Annotated in this window: 15 protein-coding genes; 5 read left to right on the top strand and 10 right to left on the bottom strand. The window is 64.8% G+C overall.

The annotated features are described in order from the left end of the window. Positions 1–108 precede the first annotated feature (108 nt). Genes I4484_RS06540 through I4484_RS06525 form a run of 4 tightly spaced genes read left to right on the top strand, consistent with a single transcriptional unit; the run spans position 109 to position 4,956 of the window. Positions 109–1,065, top strand: coding sequence for an HlyD family secretion protein (locus I4484_RS06540; protein ID WP_197450178.1), 957 nt, complete (start codon positions 109–111; stop codon positions 1,063–1,065). Beyond that, on the top strand, positions 1,035–2,765 hold the full coding sequence (locus I4484_RS06535) for an ATP-binding cassette domain-containing protein (RefSeq protein WP_197450177.1): 1,731 nt from the start codon (positions 1,035–1,037) through the stop codon (positions 2,763–2,765). Before I4484_RS06540 ends, I4484_RS06535 begins: the two co-directional genes overlap by 31 nt. Continuing rightward, positions 2,762–3,859, top strand: a complete 1,098-nt coding sequence (locus I4484_RS06530) for an ABC transporter permease (protein ID WP_197450176.1) — start codon at positions 2,762–2,764, stop codon at positions 3,857–3,859. The genes I4484_RS06535 and I4484_RS06530 overlap by 4 nt, the downstream gene beginning before the upstream one ends. Then, positions 3,859–4,956 (top strand): ABC transporter permease, encoded by a 1,098-nt coding sequence (locus I4484_RS06525; RefSeq protein ID WP_197450175.1) that lies wholly within the window; start codon positions 3,859–3,861, stop codon positions 4,954–4,956. The genes I4484_RS06530 and I4484_RS06525 overlap by 1 nt, the downstream gene beginning before the upstream one ends. A gap of 268 nt (positions 4,957–5,224) precedes the next feature. On the opposite strand, the gene I4484_RS06520 is transcribed toward I4484_RS06525, so the two are convergent. The 10 genes from I4484_RS06520 to I4484_RS06475 form a co-directional block, all read right to left on the bottom strand. Continuing rightward, positions 5,225–5,593 (bottom strand): cation transporter, encoded by a 369-nt coding sequence (locus I4484_RS06520; RefSeq protein ID WP_197450174.1) that lies wholly within the window; start codon positions 5,591–5,593, stop codon positions 5,225–5,227. A 68-nt stretch (positions 5,594–5,661) separates the two neighbouring features. Next, positions 5,662–6,324 (bottom strand): isoprenylcysteine carboxylmethyltransferase family protein, encoded by a 663-nt coding sequence (locus tag I4484_RS06515; RefSeq protein ID WP_197450173.1) that lies wholly within the window; start codon positions 6,322–6,324, stop codon positions 5,662–5,664. After that, positions 6,321–6,545, bottom strand: a complete 225-nt coding sequence (locus tag I4484_RS06510) for a DUF2933 domain-containing protein (RefSeq protein ID WP_234283536.1) — start codon at positions 6,543–6,545, stop codon at positions 6,321–6,323. The genes I4484_RS06515 and I4484_RS06510 overlap by 4 nt, the downstream gene beginning before the upstream one ends. A gap of 92 nt (positions 6,546–6,637) precedes the next feature. Further along, complete coding sequence (locus I4484_RS06505; protein ID WP_197450172.1) at positions 6,638–7,021, bottom strand: hypothetical protein; 384 nt, start codon at positions 7,019–7,021, stop codon at positions 6,638–6,640. 178 nt (positions 7,022–7,199) lie between these two features. Then, positions 7,200–7,970 carry a copper resistance protein B gene (locus tag I4484_RS06500; protein WP_197450171.1) on the bottom strand — a complete coding sequence of 257 codons (771 nt, stop codon included), beginning with the start codon at positions 7,968–7,970 and terminating at the stop codon, positions 7,200–7,202. Between the two features lie 9 nt (positions 7,971–7,979). After that, positions 7,980–9,887, bottom strand: a complete 1,908-nt coding sequence (locus tag I4484_RS06495) for a copper resistance system multicopper oxidase (protein ID WP_197450170.1) — start codon at positions 9,885–9,887, stop codon at positions 7,980–7,982. A 68-nt stretch (positions 9,888–9,955) separates the two neighbouring features. Further along, positions 9,956–11,284 carry a sensor histidine kinase gene (locus I4484_RS06490; protein WP_197450169.1) on the bottom strand — a complete coding sequence of 443 codons (1,329 nt, stop codon included), beginning with the start codon at positions 11,282–11,284 and terminating at the stop codon, positions 9,956–9,958. Continuing rightward, positions 11,265–11,930, bottom strand: a complete 666-nt coding sequence (locus tag I4484_RS06485) for a response regulator transcription factor (protein ID WP_197450168.1) — start codon at positions 11,928–11,930, stop codon at positions 11,265–11,267. Before I4484_RS06485 ends, I4484_RS06490 begins: the two co-directional genes overlap by 20 nt. 6 nt (positions 11,931–11,936) lie before the next feature. Then, complete coding sequence (locus tag I4484_RS06480; RefSeq protein WP_197450167.1) at positions 11,937–12,431, bottom strand: plastocyanin/azurin family copper-binding protein; 495 nt, start codon at positions 12,429–12,431, stop codon at positions 11,937–11,939. 79 nt (positions 12,432–12,510) lie between these two features. Beyond that, the gene (locus tag I4484_RS06475) at positions 12,511–13,488 is read right to left on the bottom strand and encodes a L,D-transpeptidase family protein (protein WP_234283553.1); all 978 of its coding nucleotides are present in this window, start codon (positions 13,486–13,488) and stop codon (positions 12,511–12,513) included. Between the two features lie 358 nt (positions 13,489–13,846). On the opposite strand from I4484_RS06475, the gene I4484_RS06470 reads away from it, so the two are divergent. Beyond that, positions 13,847–14,683: a Spy/CpxP family protein refolding chaperone gene (locus I4484_RS06470; protein WP_197450165.1), complete on the top strand. Its 837-nt coding sequence runs from the start codon at positions 13,847–13,849 to the stop codon at positions 14,681–14,683. Positions 14,684–14,767: the final 84 nt, after the last annotated feature.

The raw sequence follows: 14,767 nt of genomic DNA, 5'->3' as shown, positions 1-14,767 counted from the left end.
TGAACTTGTCATTCCGGCAGCGGCTGTGGACTGGCCGCCGGAGCGTTCTCCAGCCGACACCTCACCCGAGATGAAGGAGGATGAGGTGTAGAGACAATGGGGGCGGCAATGCGACACTCGCTGTGGACGATCGTGGCAGTCATGCTGCTGGCCGTTGGGGGCTATCTAGGCTTCCTGGCATTGCGGCCGGCGGAGCTCCCGCCCGGCCTGCTCTACGGCAGCGGCCGTATCGAAGCCACCGAGATTCGCCTGGCCGCCGAGATCCCCGGACGCGTAGTGGCAAACCATCTGGCCGAGGGCCGGGCCGTCACCAGGGACGATGTGCTGTTGCGCCTGGACGATCGCCTCCTTCGTCTGCAACAGGCCGAACTCGAGGCGCGCCGGGTCGCCGGTGAACAAGCGATGGTGCGGTTCGAGCGCCTGCTCGACACGGCGCGCCATCATCTCGGCAATGCCGAGACCGAGCTGGAACGCGCGCGAACCCTGCGTCGCACCGGCACGATTCCCGCGCAGCAACTGGAGCGCAGTGAAGATCGCCGGCGCGAAGCGGCCGGTGAGGTCGGGGTGCTGACAGCACAGCTTGCGGAGGCGACCGCCAACCTGCAGGCGCTCGAGCAACAACAGGCGCAGCTCGCGTTCCAGCTCGACAGGACCGTGCTGCGCAGCCCCATCGACGCCACCGTGCTGGTCAAGGCAGTAGAGGTTGGTGAGGTAGTGGCGCCCGGGCAGCCGCTGGGCAACCTGGTCGATCTGGACCGGCCCCGGCTGAAGCTCTACGTCGCCGAACAGGCGCTGGGACGGATCCGCCTCGGCGCCCCGGCCCGGGTACGGGTCAACGCCTTCCCGGACCGCTACTTCGAGGCCGAGGTCAGCGCGGTCGACGACCGTGCCCTATTCACCCCCCGCGATGTCCATCTTCCCGACGAGCGGGCGCGCACCGTCTTCGGGGTGACCCTGCGGCTCGCCAACCCCGACGGCACTCTCAAGCCTGGCATGCCGGCCGATGCCTGGATCCGCTGGCAGGACGAGGCGCCGTGGCCCGACACCCTGGTCGTGCCACCATGACCGCGGCGATCCGCACCACCGGGCTGGGGCGGCGCTTCGCCGGCCGGCAGGTGCTAACGGGGGTCGAGCTGGAGGTCCGGCAGGGCGAAATCTTCGGGCTGCTGGGCCCGGACGGCGCAGGCAAGACCACGCTCATGCAACTGCTGGCGGCGATCCTGGATCCCAGCGAGGGGCAAGCGGAGGTACTCGGCTTCGACACGGTGCGCCAGGCGGCCGAGGTGAATGCCCGGGTCGGCTACATGTCACAGGAGTTCACGCTCTACGACCGGCTCAGCGTTCTCGAGAACCTGCAGTTCGCCGCCAGTATCCGCGACGTCGCCCCGGACGGTTTCCGCCGTCGCAGCCGGGAGCTGCTCGCCATGGCCGGGCTGCAGGACGTTCTCGACCGGCCGGCCGGCAAGCTCTCCGGTGGCATGCGCAAGAAGCTGTCGCTGTGCGCTAACCTGATCCATGCCCCGCCTTTGCTGCTGCTCGACGAACTCAGCCTCGGCGTCGACCCGGTATCGCGCCGCGATCTGTGGCGACTGCTGCGGCGTTACCGGGAGGACGGCAGTACCGTCGTCGTGAGTACTCCCTACATGGACGAAGCGGAATACTGCGATCGACTCGCCTTTCTCGACCAGGGCCGGGTGCTGGCGGTGGACAGCCCGGCGCAGTTGCGTGCCCGGGTCCAGGGGCGGATCTACGACGTGCGGACCGCCATGGCCGCCGCCGTGCAGGCCATCCTGCGCGACGTCCCCGAGGTGCTGAACCTGCAGTGGTTGGCGGACAGGTTGCGCATCCAGCTGCATGCCGGTGCCGACCTGCCGCCGGCCATCCTGGCGCGGCTGCGCGGGCTCGCCACCCTGGCTTCCGCCGCGCCAGGGCTGGAGGAGGCCTTCATCGCACTGAGCACGGCACAGGCGCCGGCAGCGCCGCCGCCGGTGACACCGGCCGTCACGGAGACGCAGGGTGGCGAGGTGCGAGCGGAGCGGCTCAGCGTGCGGTTCGGCGACTTCACCGCCGTCGACCGGGTCTCGGTCAGTGTGTCGCCGGGCGAGGTGATCGGCTGGCTGGGCCCCAACGGCGCCGGCAAGACCTCCCTGATCCGGGTCTTCTGCGGTCTGCTGATGCCCAGCGACGGCGAGGCCTTCGTCGCCGGCCTCTCGGTGACCGCCCAGGCACAGGCCCTGCGCGGCCGCATCGGCTACATGTCACAGCGCTTCTCGCTCTACCCGGATCTCACGGTGGCCGAGAACCTGCGCTTCTTCGCCGGGGCCTACGGCCTTGGCGGCATGCGCCGACGCCAGGCGATCGAATGGGCCAGCGGCATGACGGCCCTGACCGGGATGGAGACGCGCCGCGTCAGCGAGCTGTCGGCGGCGGTACGCCAACGCCTGGCGCTGGCCTGCAGCATCCTGCACGGCCCGGCGGTGCTGTTTCTGGACGAGCCCACCTCCGGCGTCGATCCGCTCAACCGCCAGCGCTTCTGGCAGCTGATCCAGACCCTGGCCAGCGGCGGCATGACGGTGTTCGTTACCACCCACTATCTGGAAGAGGCGAGCTATTGCCACCGCCTGGGGTTGATGCACCAGGGGCGCCTGGTCGCCCTTGGCACCCTCGAGCAGCTGCGCCAGGCGCTGCGGCTGCCGGCCGACGCCGGCATGGAAGCGGTCTTCCTCGGCCATCTCGAGCGCACGCAGCGGGAGCTGGCATCATGAACCCCAAGCGCATCGCCGCCGTGGCGACCAAGGAGGCGAAAGAGGTGCTGCGCGACCCGATCACCGTCGGCGTCGCGCTGATCATGCCGCTGGTCATGCTGCTGCTGTTCGGCTATGCGATCACGCTCGATGTCGACGACATCCCGATGGGGGTGCTGGATCAGGACCGTACGCCCGCCAGCCGCCAGCTCAGCGAGGCGTTCACGGCGAGCGAGACCTTCCGGTTGGAGCGCGAATTGAGTGACCCGCAGGCGATGGAGCGCGCCTTGCAGCGCGGCGAGATCCGCTTGGCACTGATCATCCCGCCCGGTTTCGAACGCGCCCTCGCCCGCCACGAGCCGAGCCCGGTCCAACTGCTGGTGGACGGCACCTATTCCGCCACGGCGACGCTGGTCGGCGGTCATGCGCTGGCCATCGCCAGCGGCTTTGGCCATGCAGCGCCATCGTCGGCCCTGCACCTGGAAACCCGCGTCTGGTACAACCCCTCGCTCAGCAGCGTGCACACCGTGGTGCCCGGCCTCTATGCGGTGATCCTGATGGCCTTCCCGCCTCTGCTCACCGCGCTCGCCCTGGTGCGGGAGAAGGAAACCGGCACCATCGCGCAGATCTATGCCTCGCCGCTCTCCTCCGTCGAGTTTCTCGCCGGCAAGCTGATGCCCTACGCGATCATCGCCTTCGTGCAGATGGCGATGGTGATCGGTGTCGGTTTTCTCTGGTTTGGGGTGCCGTTCCGGGGCAGCGTCGCGTTCCTGTTGGCGATATCGCTGCTGTACGTGCTCTGCACCCTGGGGATCGGCCTGCTGGTGTCGGCCGTGACCCGTACCCAACTGGTCGCCCTGCTGGCCGTGCTGATCGTGACCCTGATGCCCTCCCTCCTGTTCTCGGGCATGCTGTTTCCGATCTTCACCATGCCTTATGTGGTGCAGCTCTACACCCTGGCCTTTCCGGGACGCTATTTCGTCGACATCTCCCGTGGCGTGGTGCTCAAGGGCGTCGGACTCGAGGTCCTGTGGCCGAGCATCGCCATCGTCGCCGTCTACACCCTGCTGGTCTTCGCCCTGGCGGCCTGGCGGCTCAAGAAGAAGGTGGCCTGATGCGACTGCGCAGCCTGTTGCACAAGGAGCTGATCCAATTCTTCCGCGATCCCGTGGTGCTGTTCCTGATCTTCTGGCTCTACACCATCGAAGTGGTGATCTGCGTCTACGCCCTGGGCATGGAGATGCGCGACCTGCCCTTGGCCGTGGTCGATGCCGACGAGAGCCCGATCAGCCGCCGCCTGATCGATGACTTCGTCGCAGGCGGCAACTTCCGTCTGGTGGCGCACCTGCGCGATGTTGCGGCGGCCGAGCCGTATCTGGAACGCGGTGAGGCACAGGCGGTACTGGTCATCCCCGTCGATTTCGAGCGCGAACTCTACCGCGGTAGCGGTCAGGCACTGCAGTTCGTGATCGATGGCAGCAACGCCAATACGGCGGCCGTCGCCCGTGGCTATGCGCTGCAGACGGTGGAGGCCTTCCGGATGCGCCAGGGCACACTCGACGAGCGACCGCTCGCGACGGTAACCGCGCAGCTCCGCACCTGGTACAACCCGGACCAGACCAACGTCAACTTCACGGTGCTGGCGATGATCGCCCTGGCGGGGTTGATGATCGGTGTCGTGCATCCCGCCGCCTCCATCGTTCGCGAGAAGGAGGTCGGCACCATCGAGCAGCTCATGGTCACACCCATTCGCCGTGGCGAACTGTTCATCGCCAAGACCGTGCCCACCCTGTTGATCGGCCTGATCGCCGTACTCCCCAGCCTGGCGCTGGTCGGCTGGTTCGGCGTGCCGGTCAGAGGCAACCTGTCGCTGTTCTTCGCCCTGACCGCGCTGTTTCTGTTCAGCGCCATCGGCCTCGGCGTCCTGGTGGCGGCGGTTTCGCGAACTCTACAGCAGGCCCTGCTGCTCGCCTTCTTCGGCCTCTTCCCGCTGATGTTCCTGTCCGGCACCATGGTGCCGGTGGAGAGCATGCCGAACCTGCTCCAGCGGCTGTCGTTGGCCAGCCCCTTGCGCCACTATCTGGAAATCACCCTGGGCATCTTCCTCAAGGGTGTGGGCATGGAGATCCTGTGGCCGCATGCTCTCGCTCTCGTGGTGATAGGCATGCCATTGTACCTAGCTGCCTGGCTGATTTTTCGGCGCCTGCCATGACACCCCCACCAGCCACTTCAAGCGCTGCAAGCTCTACGACGCAGCGGCAACAAACCGAGGTCGGGGTGTGGCTGCGGTTCTCGCTGTACCGTTGGCATTCTCGCTGTTGCAGATGGCGCTGGTTTGGCTCATCTACCAACACAGAGCGTTCAGAGAAGGGCCCTGCACGGATTGTCGCTTGTCGCTTCCGTTCTGTTCGTGCTGATTGCCGTCGCCGCCATTCTCTCCCTCATCGGCTACGGGATCCGCCGGGGCCAACTCTGCCTTGCTATTTTTTCTTCCCACTGCCGGGTGGGGATTGATGGCAGCTCCAGGGTTCATGATTAGCATTATCCTTCACATTCTGATCGACAAACCGGTAATGCTCTTCCTTGAAACGCGTCCACCAGTCATGGCTGATCTCGACAGCATGTTTCTTTAAAATATCCTCTACGCAATCGAGGCAAACTCTCGATGCGTCATAGGCCAGATCCAGCCTCCACTTTTTCTCGTCAAAAGACACGCCGTCCAGCCCATAGAGCTGATCAATGTCGACGACAGCTGCTCGAATCGACACCTCATCGTTAGGCTCCAGCTTCAGATGACGAGTTACCAGATTGATCTCGGATACACCAAGGCGATGCTCTTTATTACTCATGACAAATTCACCTCTTAGTTTTCTTCTCACTCAGACTCGACCGATCTGTCTTGATGATCAGTGTGCAATTACCCTCCTCGGAAACGGGTAGAGAACTTGGGAAATATCCGGGGGATGAACCTTGGAGTACGCTCCATATAATCTCGATATACCTCACCAAATTCCATCAGATTCATATGCTCTTCACGACGGGCGAGGCGCACATAGACCACGACCAGAATCGGGAACATGACGACAGTCAGCAGCGTGGGCCATTGCAACAGGAACCCGAACATGATCAGGATAAGGGCGGCATACTGAGGGTGGCGGCAGCGCGAATACCAGCCGGTCATGGCGACTTCGCCGCTCTGTTGCGCTCGATGGAGCACACGCCAGGCCGATGCCAGCATGAAGAAGCCCACAACGATCATTACATTGCTGGCAATATGCAGGACATTGAAATGAGGGTCTCCCTCCACTCCCAGCAAGGTCTGCAGCAGATGACCGCTGTCGTGGGAGAAGGGGTCGATACCGGGGTAACGCGTTGCCAACCAGCCAGCGAGGAAGTAAATGGTCAAGGGAAAGCCGTACATCTCCACGAACAGCGCTACCACGAAGGCCGAGAAGGCGCCCAGACTTCGCCAGTCCGCCTCGCTGCGGGGCTTGATGAAGCTGAAGGCGAAGAAGACGAAGACCACTGAGTTCAGGATGACCAGTATCCACAGCCCATAGGCGCTTCCTCCAGCGTTCATGTCTCGTCCCCTCCCTTGCCGTGCCGGCCATGCCCGCCATGCATGAACAGATGCATCAGCGGACAGGCCAGCAGGATGAGAAACGGCATAAACTGCACGAAATGAACCCTGTGCTCGGCCCACAGCAGATACACCACGAAGGCGAGAAAGAGTCCCAGGGGCAGCCAGAAGCGCATGGGCTGCAGGCCACCGGAATCGGATGGGGGCTTGTCGTGATCCATGGTTCACCTCGCATGCTGGGAGTGCGGCCATCTCAAGGGCCGAACTCGCGGATGGTACGTAATCCTTGAGACGTCGTAGCGAACGACCGATCTCAGATACGCATCCGAGCCGTGGCGAGATAAATGGGGCTAGGCGAGTGCGGCGAGAAACCTGGCAGCATCAGATTTCCACCCACTCCGACAGGCAAGAGGAACAAGGAGAGCAAGCCGGGAAACAGGCTCGCTGTGGTCAAGTTGCGCAGATCACCTGCTGACACCTTGCCGAGACTGGCCATAGTAATGCTCGGAGAGTGCTTGTCGCAGTTCTCCGCATGCAGGTCATCTACCGCGGCAAGCATCGCCTGGCTCACCGACTCGCCTATTTCCATCTGAGGTGAACAGGCATAGGCGATTCCCACCGTCCAAGCCAGTAGCCAGAGCAGCAGTATTCCCGGCAGCCGGGTGAACAATGATCCGTGCAACTCGTACAGGCTCATCGGGATGTGCCTTCCATTCCAGAGGTCCTGATCAGACGGCAGGGCGCGCCGACGAACTTAGTATGACAATGGAGGGCGTTGCCTGAGTTGATGCAGATCAAGCATCGATTTGTTCTGGCTAGACCATGTCACTACGGTAAAGCCGGTGCAGCAGCGTCCGGCTGCTGCACCGGCTATATCAGAACAACAGGCGAATGCCAGCGACGAGACCGGTGTCTTCGGTAGGCTCGCCATGGGCGCGTGCCATGTCGGCGGTCTCGCCGTAGCTTTTCTCCCAATAGGCACCGACATAAGGGGCAAGCTTGCGGGTGATTTCGTAGCGAAGCCGTAAGCCGGCATTCAACGTATTCACCCCGCTTCCCATATGAAATTCCTCCACTGTGCTGCCTGCTGCGACCAGCTCCGCACGGGGTTGCAGATACCAACGCTGGGTGAGGCGCACGTCGTGCTCGGCTTCCAACTGGGCCCAGGCGTCGCCCTCTTCGCTGACCATGAGGTCGAGGCTGGTCTCGATGCGGTAGGGCGCCGTTCCCTGCAGGCCGACGACGCCATAGAAACGCTCGGGATGGTCGTTCGTGCCGACGTTGCCCTGGTAACCGATGCCGCCCTGGAGCTCCCAGAAATCCGCGACCAGGTGGCTGTAGCGCAGGTCGAGGGCCTCGAACTCGGCGCCCGCTCCGTCGCCCTGGACATTCTCGCCTTCGCTCTTGAGATAGAAGCGGCTGATGTCGCCGCCGTACCAGGCTTCGAAATCCCACACCAGGGTTTCGTCTTCCTTGTCGGGAAAGACGTATTCGAGCCGATCGAAGACCGCCGTCCCGACATGATGCTTCGCCATCGGAGAGGGCCAGTCGCCCGGCGCGTCGTAGCCATCCTCCGCATGAGCCCCGACAGTGGCCAGCAAGGCAAGGGTGGCGCCGGCGACAGGCAGTGTCATTCTGGTTTTCATGCGAACTCCTTACGAGACCCTGACGACCCGGAACATGCCGGCATCCATGTGGTAGAGCAGGTGGCAATGGAAGGCCCAGCTGCCCTCGGCGTCGGCGGTGATCAGTGCCGAGACCCGCTCGCCCGGCTTGACGTTGATGGTGTGCTTGCGAGGAATGAGCTCACCCGCCCCGTTCTCCAGCTCCATCCACATGCCGTGCAAATGGATGGGGTGCTCCATCATGGTGTCGTTGACCAGGATCAGGCGCAGCCGCTCGTCCTTGCGGAAATGGATGGGGCCGTCGACCTGGCTGAACGTCTTGCCATCGAACGACCACATGTAGCGCTCCATGTTGCCGGTCAGGTGGATCTCCATCTCGCGCTCCGGCTCACGGCGGTCCGGCCAGGGACGGAATGCCTTGAGATCGCGATACATCAGGATGCGCCGCTCCTCCGGGTCGATGCCGATCCCTGCCTGGTCATACTGCGAGCCAGGCTGGGCGGCCCCCGCCGGCAGCATGCCGCCCTCGGAGGCGCCAGGCGACGTGCCGTGCTGCATGCCGGAATGGTCCATGCCCGCCATGTTCGAGTGGTCCATGCCCGCCATGTTCGAGTGGTCCATGCCCGCCATGTTCGAGTGGTCCATGCCCGCCATGTTCGAATGGTCCATGCCCGCCATGTTCGAATGGTCCATGCCCGTCATGTTCGAGTGGTCCATGCCCGCCATGTTGGAGTGGTCCATGCCCGCCATGTTCGAGTGGTCCATGCCTGCCATGTCGCCGTGATCCATGCCATGCGCGCCCATCGCCTCCATGCCGCGGTCGGCGATCCTGCGCCGCTCGGGGATACCGGCCTCCATCCCCAGGCGCGGCGCCAGGGTCGCGCGGGCGAAGCCGCTGCGGTCCATGGATTCGGCAAACACCGTATACGCCGTGTCCGCCTCGGGGGTGACGATGACGTCGTAGGTCTCGGCGACGGCAATGCGGAACTCGTCGACCGGTACGGGCTGCACGGGCTGGCCGTCGGCAGCCACCACCGTCATCTTCAGCCCCGGAATGCGCACGTCGAAGTAGGTCATCGCCGAGCCGTTGATGAATCTCAGCCGCAGCCGCTCTCCCGGCTTGAACAGTGCCGTCCAGTTCTGCTCCGGCGCCTGGCCGTTGACCAGGTAGGTGTAGGTGCTGCCGGTGACATCGGCGATGTCGCGCGAGCTCATGCGCATGCGTGCCCACATCGCGCGCGTGCGGGCCGTCTCGCGAAAGCCGTTCTCGCGCACCTCGGTGAGGAAGTCCGCGATGGTCCGTTCCTGCAGGTTGTAGTAGCCCTCGGCGGTCTTCAGGTTGCGAAAGACCGTGGCCGGATCTTCGTAGGTCCAGTCGGTCAGCAACACCACATGCTCGCGGTCGAAGCGGAACGGCTCGCGCTCGGCGGCGTCGATGATGATCGGTCCCGCGTGGCCCAGCTGTTCCTGCAGGCCGGAGTGGCTGTGGTACCAGTAGGTACCGTTCTGCACCACGGGGAAGCGATAAGTGAAGGTCTCCCCCGGGGCGATGCCGGCGAAGCTGATCCCCGGTGCCCCGTCGACCGCGGGAGGCAGGATCAGGCCGTGCCAGTGGATGGAAGTCGGCTCGTCCAGCAGGTTGGTAACGCGCAGCGTCGCATCCTGTCCCTCCCGCAGCCGGATCAGAGGGCCGGGACTCGTCCCGTTGATGGTGATCGGGCGCGCGTTGCGCCCATTGATCCTCAGCGTCTCCCGGCGAATGGCAAGGGCGATGTCATTGCCCTCGACCGCCCCCTGGGGGTAGGCATTGCTCTGCCCCCAGGGATCGGCCCAGGCGGGAACCAGCCCCAGGGCCGCAGCCCCGAAGCCGCAGGCGACCCCGCCCTTGAGCAGCTGTCGACGGGAAAGGGTAAGGCCGGTGGCGTTCTTGGTTGTCATGCATGGCTCCTGTCAGGGGAACTCCAGGCGCCATGATGCGATGGCTTACTGAAACCACGCTGAATGGATCAGTTCGTCTCGGGTAGCGGCAGCACGATCTCGACCCGCAGCCCTCCCACCGGCGAAGGCTCGAAACGGACCCGGCCCGCATAGCGTTCAACGATCTGATGCAGAATGGACAGGCCCAGCCCATGGCCGGGCTTGCCCTCGTCGAGCCGATTGCCACGACGGCCCAGGCGGCTCAGGTCGCCAGGCGCGACGCCACGACCGTCGTCCTCGACCAGAATCGTCAACGAGGCGTCCTGGTGCAGGTGGCAATGGATCTCGCGGGAAGCCCACTTGCCGGCATTGTCCAGCAGGATACCCAGCATTTCGGCGAAGTCCTGCCGCTCGACGCTGACGGTGGCGGGCACCGCAGCGGCGATGTCGAGTCGAAAGCGCCGATCGGGATAGAGGCTCGAGAACATCTCGATCAATTGCTCGGCTTCGCGCCGGACCACCGCACGCTGCCCCGCATTGGGCCCGGCGATGCGGGAGCGCTTCAGCTCGGTCTCCAGTTGGGCATGCATGTCCTCGAGTCGACGCTGCATCTTCAACCTGCGCTCTGCGTCGATAGGGCGTGAGCCACGCAGCACCTGCAGGATCGCGGTCAGCGGCGTCTTGAGCGCATGAGAAAGATTAGCCAGGGACTCTCGCGAACGCTGGAGCCGTCGCGCGTGTTCATCCATGAGACGATTGAGCTGCTCCACCAGGCCATCGAGTTCGGAAGGCGCATCGAGATGCAGCCTGTCACGCGCCCCGGCACGTAGTTCATCGAGCTGCCGACGAAGGCGCGAGAGCGGACGCAGTGCGCGGTTGACCGCCATCATATTGAGGCCGATGAGCAGGACCAACAGCAGGCCGGCGATGCCACCCACCCACCAGTGAAGCACTTCCAGGCCATCCTCGACCTGGCCGAAGTCCTCGCCGATCAGCAGCACGCCCGAGCGGCCGTCGAATTCGAAGCGCGCACGGTACACCAGCAGATGGCGCCCTCCCCAGGCCACCACGTCCAAGGTGTCGTCCTCGCCTTCGAGGAAAGGCACGAGCGCTTCGAGCCAGCGTGGGTGCGAGGTGGTGATCTCGCCGTCCAGCTCCAGCACGTAGAGGTGATGGAAGACCTGGAAGGCAGGACTCTCCGCGCGCCAGAGCGGCGTGGAGAGCTGCCCTTGGCGAAACTGGAGCAGCGTATGTTCCGCCTCCTGGCGCAGCCGCTCGCCGAGAAAGCTCCGCGCCAGGTCGTGCAGCAGAATGCCGTGCATCAGCCAGGTCAGGCCCACCACGATGAAGGCCACGCCCCCGAGCCAGGCCAGCAGGCGGAAGCGCAGGCTGCGCCGGTCAACGCGACGCAAGGACATAGCCCTGGCCACGCCGAGTCTGGATGGCGTTCTTGCCCAACCGACGCCGAAGCTTGGCGATGTAGACCTCCACCAGATTCGGAGCGGGAGCATCCTGCTCCAGGGAGTAGAGCTGATCGAGCAGCTGAGCCTTGGACAAGACACGGCCGGGATGGTGCATCAGGTAGCGCAGTAGGCGGAACTCCGTAGCGGTGAGGCTCTGCCAGGCGTCGCCATCGACACTGACCTGCCGTGTGTCTTCGTCGAGCTGTATGCCGTTGACGCTGAGGATGGGGCTCAGGCGGCCGGTCTGCCGCCTCAAGAGCGCATTCAATCGGGCCAACAGTTCGGCTTCATGGAACGGCTTGGTCAGGTAATCATCGGCCCCGCGACGCAGGCCATCGACTTTGTCTTCCCAGGTGTCCCGCGCCGTGAGGGCGAGAATCGGCAGACGGCGCCCCTCACCACGCCAGCGCGCGATCAGGTCGAGCCCGGAGCCGTCCGGCAGTCCCAGGTCGAGAATCGCCAGGGCGTAGTCCTCGGTCGCCATCAACGACTCGGCGGCGCGAACCGACGCCGCCGAGTCGACACGGTAGCCGTTGTCTTCCAGAGTTTCCGACAAGCTTTCCGCCAGCAGGTCGTCATCTTCGAGAAGTAACAGCTTCATTGCCGCTCATCCCTCGAAGTCGATCTGCCCCACCATGCCGGCTTCGTAGTGCCCGGGGATGTTGCAGGCGTACTCCAACTGGCCTGCCCCCTCGGGCGCCGTCCAGACGAGCATGGCAGTCTCGCCGGGAGCAATGGTCACGGCAGGCATGTTGCCGCCATGCTCGCCCTCGGCCATGTCGTGGCCGCCATGATCACCATGGCCGTGACCGTGGCCACCCATCTCCTGCATCATGCGACGGTGCTCCTCCTGAGCCGCCCGGTCGCCAATGACGAACTCGTGCGGGAGGGCCCCGCTGTTATGGATCTCGAACTTCACCGTTTCGCCCGGTGAGACAGTCAATGCCTCGGGACCGAACATCATCTCTTCCGCCTCGACCTGGATGACGCGATCCACCTTCGCCTCGTCGGCCGGTTGCGTACCGTTGGCCTGGTGACCGGGGGCCGCCAGGGCGTTGGCCGACCAGAGGGTGACCAGGGCTGCAAAAAGCGACTTGTACATGGTTATGTCTCGATTCGCCTAAGGGAAGCACAACGCTAACGCATCACTCTGAATGCAAGCTGAAACGAAGGATGCCTGGCTAGACCGCCAGCTCCTCCCACAGCAGGCTCTCCTGCTCCTCGGTCTTTTCCTCGGGTTCGGGCGCGGGCGCCGGTGTCAGCGCGACGACCTCGCCGCTGGGGTTCTCGAGCAGTTCGCGCAGCAGCTCGTAGTTCAACGGCGTGTCGGCCTCGTCGTCGCTGCCTTCGAGCATGGCCAGGGTCTCCATGAACGCGGCCATGCCGGCTTCCTGCTCGCCCAGCGGCTCGTAGACCTGGACATAGGGCATGTCCCCGTCCCAGCCGGCCTTGATCGGCTGGTTGATGAGGTGAACCTGAGTGCCGACGGGCACGCGTTCGAAGATCGACGCGACGTCCTCGGGGAACATGCGAATGCAGCCGCGGCTGGCGCGCATGCCGATGCCATCCGGCTTGTTGGTGCCGTGGATCAGATAGCCGGGGATATCGAGCAGGATGGCGTGGCGCCCCAGCGGGTTGTCGGGCCCCGGCGGCACCACGGCGGGCGCCTCCTCGCCACGCTCGGCGGCCTCCTGGCGCACCGACTGGGGCGGGTACCAGGCCGGATCCTTGAGATTCATGGTGGTCTTGGTCTTGCCCAGCGGGGTATCGAAGCCCTCGCGCCCGATGCCGATCGGATAGGTTTCCACCCGCGGCGTCTCGCCCTCGCCTGTCGGCGGATAGTAGTACAGCCGGAGCTCGGCGACGTTGATCACGATCCCCTCCCGCTCCACCGGCGGTAGGATGAAGCGCCCCGGGATCACCACCTCGGTGCCTTCGCCCGGCATCCAGACGCTGACGTCGGGATTGGCGCGGCGAATCTCCTGGTAGCCCACGTTGTGTTCACGGGCGATGTCGAGCAGGGTCTCCTCGTCACGCGCCTCTACGATGTAATCCTCGCCGATAACGTCGCCCCGCTCGGGTAGCGGGTAGTGCCCCTTGGGCCACTCACCCTCGGCCTGTTCGTCCTCGGCGGCCATCAGCGGCAACGCCCACAGCATGGCCAGCAGCAGCGGGAGCAGCCCACTCATTCGCCACGACGTCTCGAAGCGTCGGCCGGCTTTGGCATGATGCGTCATATCGGTATTCACTCGTTTATCCATCCTCAAGGAATGAAGGTATCGGCGTCCTAGTCTATTCGTCCGCGAAAGGTTAAGACAGCCGCCGTGCCCATTCCTTACATCCGCGGCGCAAATATCTCTTCTCGGAATTCCCTTGGCCATCGCGGCAGGGCAGCCGCTTTAATGATGCACGTCAATTTCCGATGACGCCCGGCTTTCTATGCTGTGGAAAGTCACCGCCGGCGCGGCATCGTGCCGGCTCCACCAAGCGGATGGGTGCACGTCACCAGGAGGTATCATGAAACTTCGCGGAATCGCCGCCTCTCTCGGCCTTGCCACGCTGATCTTTACCGGCTCGGCTGGGGCGCAGGGCATGATGGGCGGCCCGGGCTACGGCGGCCCCGGCATGGGCATGGGGCCCGGCATGATGAGCGGCCAGGGCTACGACCCCGGCATGGGCATGGGCCCCGGCATGATGGGCGGCCAGGGCTTCGGCCCCGGCATGGGCATGGGCCCCGGCATGATGGGCGGCCAGGGCTTCGGCCCCGGCATGGGTATGGGCCCCGGCATGATGGGCGGCCAGGGCTTCGGCCCCGGCATGGGCATGGGCCCCGGCATGATGGGCGGCCAGGGCTTCGGCCCCGGCATGGGCATGGGCCCCGGCATGATGGGCGGCCAGGGCTTCGGCCCCGGCATGGGCATGGGCCCCGGCATGATGGGCGGCCAGGGCTTCGGCCCCGGCATGGGCATGGGGCCCGGCATGATGGGCGGCCAGGGATTCGGACCCTGCCAGGGCGCGGGACCAGGGGGGATGTGGCAATTCCTCGAACCCGATCAACGCGAGGATATGAGCGCCCTGTTGGAACGGCATCGCGACGCACAGACCGAGCGCATGAACCAGATGATGGAACTGCGCGAGTCGGCAATGGCACAGATGCAAGAGACCAGGCCCGATCCCGACGCCATCCAGGAACTGCACAGCCGCATGGCTCAGCTTCAGGGCGAGATGATGGGTGACCGGGTGCGCCTGCACAACGCCATGCAGGATCTGCTCACCGATGAGCAGCGTCAGCAGCTGCAGCAGGGCATGCCGATGCAGCGCGGAAAGCCGGCGTCTCCCTCCACTACGGAGTGAGCCCCGAGGGCGCGTGACGAGGCTTCGGCACAGCTCGGCTTGTGCCGATGTCTCGCCTCGCCATGGTGCCTGCTCGAACGCGGC

The organism is Halomonas sp. SS10-MC5, from assembly GCF_015992245.1.
Lineage (GTDB): Bacteria > Pseudomonadota > Gammaproteobacteria > Pseudomonadales > Halomonadaceae > Halomonas > Halomonas sulfidoxydans.
The sequence above is the reverse complement of the archived record's forward strand: the minus strand, read 5'-3'. Positions and strand labels throughout refer to the sequence as shown.

Excerpts from the sequence above, each read along its gene's own strand:
- I4484_RS06530 (WP_197450176.1), top strand. The coding sequence starts at position 2,762 with ATGAACCCCAAGCGCATCGCCGCCGTGGCGACCAAGGAGGCGAAAGAG.
- I4484_RS06520 (WP_197450174.1), bottom strand. The coding sequence starts at position 5,593 with ATGAGTAATAAAGAGCATCGCCTTGGTGTATCCGAGATCAATCTGGTA.
- I4484_RS06505 (WP_197450172.1), bottom strand. The coding sequence starts at position 7,021 with ATGAGCCTGTACGAGTTGCACGGATCATTGTTCACCCGGCTGCCGGGA.
- I4484_RS06525 (WP_197450175.1), top strand. The coding sequence starts at position 3,859 with ATGCGACTGCGCAGCCTGTTGCACAAGGAGCTGATCCAATTCTTCCGC.
- I4484_RS06515 (WP_197450173.1), bottom strand. The coding sequence starts at position 6,324 with ATGAACGCTGGAGGAAGCGCCTATGGGCTGTGGATACTGGTCATCCTG.
- I4484_RS06495 (WP_197450170.1), bottom strand. The coding sequence starts at position 9,887 with ATGACAACCAAGAACGCCACCGGCCTTACCCTTTCCCGTCGACAGCTG.
- I4484_RS06485 (WP_197450168.1), bottom strand. The coding sequence starts at position 11,930 with ATGAAGCTGTTACTTCTCGAAGATGACGACCTGCTGGCGGAAAGCTTG.
- I4484_RS06540 (WP_197450178.1), top strand. The coding sequence starts at position 109 with ATGCGACACTCGCTGTGGACGATCGTGGCAGTCATGCTGCTGGCCGTT.
- I4484_RS06470 (WP_197450165.1), top strand. The coding sequence starts at position 13,847 with ATGAAACTTCGCGGAATCGCCGCCTCTCTCGGCCTTGCCACGCTGATC.
- I4484_RS06490 (WP_197450169.1), bottom strand. The coding sequence starts at position 11,284 with ATGTCCTTGCGTCGCGTTGACCGGCGCAGCCTGCGCTTCCGCCTGCTG.
- I4484_RS06510 (WP_234283536.1), bottom strand. The coding sequence starts at position 6,545 with ATGGATCACGACAAGCCCCCATCCGATTCCGGTGGCCTGCAGCCCATG.
- I4484_RS06500 (WP_197450171.1), bottom strand. The coding sequence starts at position 7,970 with ATGAAAACCAGAATGACACTGCCTGTCGCCGGCGCCACCCTTGCCTTG.
- I4484_RS06480 (WP_197450167.1), bottom strand. The coding sequence starts at position 12,431 with ATGTACAAGTCGCTTTTTGCAGCCCTGGTCACCCTCTGGTCGGCCAAC.
- I4484_RS06475 (WP_234283553.1), bottom strand. The coding sequence starts at position 13,488 with ATGCTGTGGGCGTTGCCGCTGATGGCCGCCGAGGACGAACAGGCCGAG.